Source organism: Dietzia sp. HMSC21D01 (genome assembly GCF_001815995.1).
Classification (GTDB): Bacteria; Actinomycetota; Actinomycetes; order Mycobacteriales; family Mycobacteriaceae; genus Dietzia; species Dietzia cinnamea.
The window spans coordinates 1-8,128 of record NZ_KV823744.1 but is presented as its reverse complement, the minus strand read 5'-3'; the positions used below and the strand labels follow the sequence as shown (position 1 = coordinate 8,128).

Sequence of the window (8,128 nt, the reverse complement as noted above, 5' to 3'; positions counted from 1 at the left end):
CGGGCCCGCGGGCGGACGTCGCGGACCCCGCCGTGCCGGGCTCCACGGCCTCTGAGCGCAGGGCCGCGTGCAACTCGCGCAGACCCTGCCGGTCGGTGCCCACCCGCACCACGCGCGGGCCCTCCGGCACGATGTCGTGGTGCGCGACCGGGACCGACGGCTGCGCGAGGATCGCCTCGAGCCCCGCGGGATCGGTGTCGGTGAACGGCACCCCGGCGCCCGCGCAGAGCGCGCCCAGGTTCGCGCCGTGCGGGGTGCCGAAGACCCGCTCGAAGTCGGCGGCCAGCCGCGGATCGCCCTGCTCGAGCAGGGAGAAGATGCCGCCACCGTCGTCGTCGGCCACCACGATGAGCAGATCCGACGGGTGGCGCTCACGGGGTCCGAGCAGCAGCCCCGAGATGTCGTGCAGGAACGTGAGGTCACCCAGCAGCGCCACGGTCCGACCGGGCGCCGACAGCGCGACACCGATCGCCGTGGACACCGTCCCGTCGATCCCCGAGGCGCCGCGGTTGGCGTACACGGACACGTCGGGGTCGATCGGCCCCACGAAGGACAGGTCCCGCACGGCGTTGGAGGCGCCCACCACGAGGTTGTCCCCGGCCCGCACGCCGCAGGCCACGGCGCGGGCCACGTGCAGGCCCGTCGGGGCGCCCGCGTCCAGGTGCTCGTCGAGCAGCCTGTCGACGGCCGCGCGGGCGTGGGCGTCGGCACGGGCGGTGGTCTCGGTCCACGACCGCTCGACCCCCCAGCCGGTGAGCACGGAGTCGGCGAGCTCGGCGGCGCTGCCCGTGGGATTGGGCGAGCGCGGGCCCGCGTCGAGTATCACCAGGTCGACCTCCGGATCGGCCAGCAACCGCGTCACGGAGCGGTGCAGCGTCGGCCGGCCGGTGACCACCACCTGCTCGGGCCGCAGCGACGGGATCGCCAGCGGGTGCACCGGATGCAGCGGGACCGGCGCGCCGGGCTCCGCGACCGTCGGGACGCCCACCAGCCCGGAGACCGGCGCCGCCCCGACGCCCGAGACCACCAACGTGGGCCGCGTGAGGTCCACCGCCACCGCCGAGGCGGCGGGAGCCGAGTCGACCCCCGCGCCCGCCCGCTGCACCCACGGACGACCGCCCGGGCGCCCCTCCGGCAGACCGCGGGAGCCGTCGCCGGGGTCCACCTCGTCGTCGTCGTACCCCCCTGGGCCGCCACCGAGGACGAACTCCTCGTCGCCCTCGCCCGGCACCAGCGGCTCGCGGAACGCGATGTCCACCTGCACCGGGCCCGGGTCCGCGGCCGCGGTGGCGGTGAGGATCGCGCGGCCGATCGCGGAGCGCCAGTGGCGGTGCTCGGTGACGGGGTCGCCGGCCGCGCCGAGCTCGATCACCGCGCGGGCGTGCGGCCCGAAAAGCCCCACCTGGTCGATGGTCTGGTTGGCGCCGGTCCCCCGCAGCTCCGGCGGACGGTTGGCCGTGAGCGCCAGCACCGGCACCCCGGAGTGGGCGGCCTCGACCATCGCCGGATGGAGATTGGCGACCGCGGTGCCCGAGGTGACGACGACGGGGACCGGCCGCTTCGAGCCCAGCGCGAGTCCTAGCGCCGTGAACCCGGCACCGCGCTCGTCGATCCGCACGTGCAACGCGATCCGACCGGCCCGCTCCGCCGCGGCCAACGCCAGGGCCAGTGGGGCGCTGCGCGAACCCGGGCACAGGACCGCGTCGGTGATCCCGTGGCGGACCATCTCGTCCACCAGGACACGGGCCTGCGCGGTACTGGGGTTGCTCGGCGTGGCAGTCATCGCCCCCAGCCTAGTCGGGCGAGGTCGACCGCCCCGCCGCATCCGTGAGCCGCCCACCCATCGCCGCCAGCGTCTCGCGCAACGCCTCCGGCGACTCCACGACGAACTCACCCGGCAGCCTGGCGAGGTACCACGCCAGCACGTCGAGGTCGGCCGCCCCGGCCTCCAGCCGACACGCCGGGCCGTCCGGGTGCTCCGCGGGGCGCAGCTCGGTGACCGTGGCGTACATGGGCGGGAACAGCTCGACCACCTCCTCCGAGGGCGCGAACACCGTCACCCGCGCCACGTGCGGGTAGGGCGCCCCGGTGACCGCGTGCTGGACGTGCGCCGCCGGGTCCGGCACGTCGGCGCGCGGCGTGAAGCGCCACCGGCTGCGGTGCACCGCGCGGATCCGGTCCAGCCGGAACGTGCGCCAGTCCGCGCGCTCGAGATCAAAGCACAGCAGGTACCAGCGCCGGCCCAGCACGACGATCCGGTACGGCTCCACCCGCCGCTCGGTCTCCCGCCCCGCGCGGTCGCGGTAGTCGAGCCGCACCTGCTCCGTGCCCCGCACCGCATGTCCAAGGTCGAGCAGCAGACCCGGCTCCACCGGGGTGTCCGCGCCGGCGACCGCGACCATCGACTCGGTGACGTCGGCGACCCGCTCCCGCAGGCGGCCGGGCATCACCTGGTCCAGCTTGGTCAGCGCGCGCAGGGCGTGCTCCCCGACCCCCGCCACCGCGCCGCCGGCCGCCAGACGCAGTGCGATCGCGACGGCCACCGCCTCCCTGTCGTCGAGCAGCAGCGGCGGCAGGCGACGACCCGATCCCAGCCGGAAGCCGCCGCCCGCACCGCGCTCGGACTCCACCGGATAGCCCAGGTCCCGCAGGCGGTCCACGTCCCTGCGGACCGAGCGGGTCGTCACGCCCAGCTCCGCCGCCAACTCCTCGCCCGTCCACACCGACCGACGCTGCAGCAGGTCCAGCAGACACAACACGCGCTGGGTGGTGGGCATCCGGTCCTCGCTCATCGCGAGCCCCCGTTCGTCGCCGCGTCATCCCTCAGACGGAAGTGTTCCACGGCCAGCGGACCGGAACTGTCCGGATGGGGTGCGACGCTGTCCGCAACCGACCTCGCAAGGAGTCAGTCATGACCGCCACCCACACCCTCGACTGGACCGACCAGCTCGTCGACCAGATGGACCGACACTGGACCACCCAGCTCCGCCCGCGCCTCGAGGGGATGACCGACGACGAGTACCACTTCTCGCCCGCGCCCGACGAGCGGACCTGGGACGTGCGTCCGCGGGGCACCAGCCGGGCACCGATGCAGGGCGGAGCCGGCGACCACACCATCGACTTCGAGTTCCCCGAACCCGCGCCCGCGCCGCTGACGACCATCGCGTGGCGGATCGGCCACCTCGTCGTCGGCGTGTTGGGCGCCCGGTGGCACTCCCACTTCGGCGGTCCCCCGCACGACTACATGACCCACACCTACGCCGGCGACGCCGCCGGCGGTCTGGCCCAGCTCGACCTCACCTACGCCGCCTGGATGAACGGCGTGCGGGGACTCGACGCCGAGGCGCTCGCCCGGCCGATCGGCGAGGCGGAGGGCCCGTGGGCCGAGTACCCCATGGCCGCCCTGGTCCTGCACATCAACCGCGAGGTCATCCACCACGGCGCCGAGATGTGCCTCCTGCGCGACGTGTACGCGCACACCCACTGATCCGTTCGAACGCACCGCCCACCACACACACCGAGGAGTCGTCATGCCACTGTTCCCCGCCACCTGCCCCACCGAGCGCGAGAACCTGCTCGAGTGGATCGACGTCGCGTTGGTCAACGCCCGGTCGATCGTCCACGGCCTGGACGCCGACCAACTGCGCGCACGACCGCTGCCCTCCAGCGAACTGACGCTCGGATGGCTGATCCTGCACATCGGCGAGGTCGCGGAGGGCTGGCTCGGCCGCGCCGCCGCCGCGCCGAACGCGCCCGAGACCGGTCGGTCCCTGCCCGAGCAGTTCGCCTGGGCCGAGGCGGTGAACCGGGTCGACCCCGACGCCACCGCCGAGGAGATCCTCGCCGAGTACGACCGGCGGTGCGCGGCCGGACTCGCCCAGCTGCGCGCGGCCGGCCTCGACGCGCCCGTCCCCGTTCCCGAGGAGATGCCGTGGTTCCCGCCGGGGCTGCCCGCCTTCAACGGGCGCTGGGCCGCCCTCCACGCGCTCAACGAGATCGCGCGACACTCCGGTCACGCCGACATCCTGCGGGAGGCGATCGACGGCCGGACGATGTACGAGCTGATCGCCGAGGACCAGCAGATCGACATGTCCTACATCGGGCAGTGGTTCGCCGCCCATCCCGAGGTGCCCGCGCCGCAGTGGTGACGGGGGCGGCGCGGTTGCCGCCATGGGCTCTGCGCCGGCCGTCTACGCCGGCGGAGTCTCCCCGGCGCCGCCCGCGAGCTCCGCGAACTGCTCCTCGATCCGGCTCGCGACCTCGCCCGGTTCGGGGATGAGCTCGGCGTCGGTGGCGATCCCGACCGTCACCGTGCCGTCATAGCTGAAGATGCAGATCCCCAGAGCCTGGTCGCCGCTCATCGGCACCCACCCGAGCATGCCGTCGACCGTCGACCCGCCCAACGAGACCGGGCCGACCGGGCCCGGCACAGAGGTGAGCTGACCGACGGTCTTGTTGGCGAACAGGTCGATCACCGGCCGTGCCACCGGCCCGGGCGCCGCGGCCACGGTGAGGATCGTCGCGAACGTCACGTGCGGCTCGAGCGAGTACCGCACGCGCGTCATCGAGGTGGTGATCGCGCCGAGCAGCTCCTCCGGGTCGTCGATCCCCAAGGGCAACCGCATGAGCACCAGCGTGATGTGATTGCCCAGCTCTCCCGCCTCGTCGTCGCCCGAGCCCACCGACACCGGGACCATGAGGTTGATATCCGAGACACGGCGGTCTCCACGGGCGTCGAGATACCCGGTCAACGCCTTGGACACGGCGGCGATCATCACCGGGGTGACGGTGCTGTCGTGCGACTTCGCCACCTCCTTGATCGCCGCGAGGTCCAGACCGGAGACCCACGCCACCTTCTTCTCGCGGTGGACCCTGCCGCTCCACGACAGGTCGGCGGAGCGCGGCTCGAACAGCAGCCGGAACACCGACCGGTACGTGTTGGCCATGCGATTGGTCGGACCGATGGCATCGGTCAGGGATTCCACGGCGCGCGTGGGCACGCGCGAGAGTCGGTGTCCCGGAGCCAGCACGTCGCGGGTCAGTCGGCCCAGTGTCTCCGGGAGCCTCAGCGCCGCACCGGTCAACCCGCGGGCGATGCCGAACGAGTCCCTGGCCACGTCGGCGCCGACCCCTCCGACCGCGCTCATCGCGCCGAGCACACCCTTCGTCCGGCGCGACAGGTCGCGGCCGACCGAGGGCGGCGGGGAGTCGTCCTCGTGATCGCACAGGTCCAGGACCAGCTGCGTGAGCCGGACCCCGTCGACCACGCCGTGCTGGACGCGGAACAGGACGAGCGCGCCCTCCTCCTCCGCGCCGTCCCGGTGGTACCCCTCGATGAACTCGACCCGCCACAGGGGACTGCCGCCCGGGAGCGGGACGCCCATCTGCTCGGCGACGTGCGCCTCGGCCTCCGCACGTCCGCCGGGTTCGGGCAGGCGCCGGCGGACCAGATGGTTCGACAGATCGAAGTCGGGGTCGTCGACCCAGTACCACCGACGGCCCCGGCGCCTGGCCACCCGACGGAACACCGGGTACGTCTCGACCATGCGGGTGCGGATCGCCTCGGTCACGGCCTCCCAGTCCGGCACCCGGGAGAACCACATCAGCGAGTTGATGTACATGAGGTTGTCCGGCCGGTCCATGAGCAGCCACAGCTGGTCCCGCAGCGGGATCCGCACCCCGTCCGTCAGACCACCCGTCGCACCGCCTGTCGCACGGCCCGCCGCACCGTCCGTCGCCGCCATGGCTCCGTTCCTCCCGCTCGCCGGGTGCCCGCCCCCTCGAGCCCGGGGAGCCTCGCGGCTCACGCTAGAGCAGTGATGACATCCACCGCCGCGCAATGGCCGCACCCGGCGGCACAATGGGCGGATGCGCATCGTGCACACGCCGGACGACCCACCCGCCAAGGGCTTCTACGCACTGCTCACCGCCTCGGTCACGCCGCGGCCGATCGCGTGGGTGTCGACCATCTCGGCTGACGGGGTGCTCAACCTGGCGCCGTACTCGTTCTTCACTGTCGCGTGCACGGATCCGGCCATCCTGTCCGTGACATCTATCGGCCGCAAGGACACGTACCGCAACGTGATGGAGACCGGCGAGTTCGTGGTGAACATCGGCACCGAGTCGCTCATGGAGACGATGAACGCCACGTCGGCGCCCGTCGAGCCGGAGGTCGACGAGTTCGAGATGCAGGGGCTGACCCCCGATCCGTCGGACATCGTCTCCCCGCCGCGGGTCGCGGAGGCCCCGATCGCGTTCGAGTGCGTGCGTCACGACGTGGTCGACCTGGGCAACAGCGCGATGCTGCTCGGTCGCGTGGTGAGCGTGACCGTCGACGAGGAGATCATGGCCGACGACGGGCTCCCCGACTTCGACATCCTCCTGCCACCCTCCCGGCTCGGGCGCCACCAGTGGGGCTACGCCCCGCGCACGCGGGAGCTGCCGCGGCCGCGGAAGTAGGTCCGGAGCCGCGGAGCTATCGCGGGCCTCGCAGGTACCGGCGGCGCACGGCACAGCCGCTCCCCCGCCCGGCACCTCCCTCCCGAATCCGGCGTCTCGCTCCCGTCGTTGTGCGGCCCCCTCAGCAGCCGCGGCCGAGCAGCCGCCCGGGAACTCACAGCCCCGGCCCTCTCCACAGGCCGGGCGTAGAACCGGCCTCCGCGGCGGGAACGGCCGGCCCATCACGGCAATACTGCCTGGCCATGAGCACTGACCAGTCCCGTCCAGTCGTCATCACCGCGGCCGATCTCCTCGCCCGTGGCTATAGTCGCCGGGCGCGCGAGCACGCGGAACGCACCGGCCAGCTCTACCGAGTCCGTCACGGCATCTACGCGCTCGCGTCGGAACTCCCCACCGGTCCCGACAAGGCCGAGGCGATGCTCGAGATGAGATCGAGGGCCGCGGCGAAGAGCGTCGGCATCGGGACCGCCCTGTCGCATACGTCGGCGCTCGTCCTCCACGGTCTGCCCGTCCACGAGATGGACACCCGGCGGGTCACCACCACCCGTCATCGACCCGGCAGTGGGAGCCGACGCGGGAAGACCTCGATCTGCCACAACCTCGATCTCGCTGATGCCGTGATCGAGGTGGACGGGATCCCCGTCACCAGTCCGGCGCGGACGATCGTCGATGTGGCGCGGACGAGTCCCTTCACCGGTGCGGTGTGTGCGGCGGACGAGGCGCTGCGACGCGAATTGTGCAGCCCGGCCGATCTGGCGGTCGAACTCGAGGCCGCCGCCGGCCGGGTGGGCATAGCCAGGGCCCGGGCCGTGGTGGCGTTCGCGGACGCGGGCGCCCAGTCGGTCCTCGAGTCGGCCAGCAGGGTGATGATCAGTCGCGCCGGTCTGCCGATGCCCGAGCTCCAACGCGAGTTCATCCTCTCGGACGGGACGTCGGCCTTCGTCGACATGTACTGGGAGGAGTGGGGGCTCGTCGGGGAGGCCGATGGGACGGGGAAGTACGGGATCGACGACGACGAGGTCGACGTCCGCAAGAAGCTCCGCGACGAGAAGAGACGGCAGAACGCCATCGAATCCCTGGGCAACATCGTCCGGCGGTGGCAGTGGGAGGACTATCAGTGCGGCCGGATCGTGCCGGTCATCCGCGAGGCGATGAGGTTTCAGGAGTCCCTCGGCCGGGGCCCGGGTCGCGTCGCGTGATCCCGCTCCCGGGGATGGCGCCTCGCTCCCCGACATGGCGTCTCGCCCCAAGCCGCGCACCACAGCCGCTCCCGGCGATGGCGTCTCGCTCCCGCGGATGCACGCGAATTCTGCAGCCGCTCTCGGGTATGGCGTCTCGCACACCCCGCGGTGCGCGCGAGACGCCATGGCGAGGAGCGGCTGTGTGCGGACCGGGCCCGGGGCCGCGATTCTGGTGATCTGTGCGGCGAGTGTGTCGAAGACGGGGATGTTCAGAGAATAGCGTGGCAGCGGCGGATGCGATCCAGCCACCAGTCGCGCCGCCCGCCGCCGATGCGCAGTTCCTCCAGCCGCGCCGGGTCCGGGGCCACCTGCCGCACCGGGAGATGCCCGTCCTCCAGGGCGAAGACCCCCGGGTCGACGACGTCCTCGACGAAGAACCCGCCGGTGCCCAGACCTGCGGCGGGGATGTCGTCGTCGTCGCCCCTGGA

7 protein-coding genes and 1 pseudogene are annotated in these 8,128 nt (G+C 72.9%); 4 read left to right on the top strand and 4 right to left on the bottom strand.

The window, feature by feature from the left end; all coding sequences use genetic code 11:
• Window positions 1-1,783: 2-succinyl-5-enolpyruvyl-6-hydroxy-3-cyclohexene-1-carboxylic-acid synthase (gene menD, locus HMPREF3086_RS03055; protein WP_083324257.1), on the bottom strand; the 1,783-nt coding region annotated here is incomplete at its 3' end.
• A gap of 10 nt (window positions 1,784-1,793) precedes the next feature.
• A complete protein-coding gene (locus HMPREF3086_RS03050) occupies window positions 1,794-2,792 on the bottom strand; it encodes a helix-turn-helix transcriptional regulator (protein ID WP_070720120.1) in 999 nt (332 codons plus the stop codon).
• Window positions 2,793-2,911: 119 nt separating this feature from the next.
• Between HMPREF3086_RS03050 and HMPREF3086_RS03045 the strand changes: the two genes are divergently transcribed.
• Window positions 2,912-3,487, top strand: a complete 576-nt coding sequence (locus tag HMPREF3086_RS03045) for a DinB family protein (protein ID WP_070720118.1) — start codon at window positions 2,912-2,914, stop codon at window positions 3,485-3,487.
• A gap of 43 nt (window positions 3,488-3,530) precedes the next feature.
• Window positions 3,531-4,148, top strand: coding sequence for a DinB family protein (locus tag HMPREF3086_RS03040; RefSeq protein WP_070720116.1), 618 nt, complete (start codon window positions 3,531-3,533; stop codon window positions 4,146-4,148).
• A 42-nt stretch (window positions 4,149-4,190) separates the two neighbouring features.
• Here the strand turns inward: HMPREF3086_RS03040 and HMPREF3086_RS03035 are convergent, their stop codons facing one another.
• Window positions 4,191-5,744, bottom strand: coding sequence for a WS/DGAT domain-containing protein (locus HMPREF3086_RS03035; protein WP_246830883.1), 1,554 nt, complete (start codon window positions 5,742-5,744; stop codon window positions 4,191-4,193).
• Window positions 5,745-5,868: 124 nt separating this feature from the next.
• On the opposite strand from HMPREF3086_RS03035, the gene HMPREF3086_RS03030 reads away from it, so the two are divergent.
• Window positions 5,869-6,459: a flavin reductase family protein gene (locus HMPREF3086_RS03030; protein WP_070720114.1), complete on the top strand. Its 591-nt coding sequence runs from the start codon at window positions 5,869-5,871 to the stop codon at window positions 6,457-6,459.
• Between the two features lie 242 nt (window positions 6,460-6,701).
• Window positions 6,702-7,658: a type IV toxin-antitoxin system AbiEi family antitoxin domain-containing protein gene (locus HMPREF3086_RS03025; RefSeq protein ID WP_070720112.1), complete on the top strand. Its 957-nt coding sequence runs from the start codon at window positions 6,702-6,704 to the stop codon at window positions 7,656-7,658.
• Window positions 7,659-7,909: 251 nt separating this feature from the next.
• Here the strand turns inward: HMPREF3086_RS03025 and HMPREF3086_RS03020 are convergent.
• Window positions 7,910-8,128: pseudogene (locus HMPREF3086_RS03020) on the bottom strand (O-succinylbenzoate synthase); the annotation flags it as partial.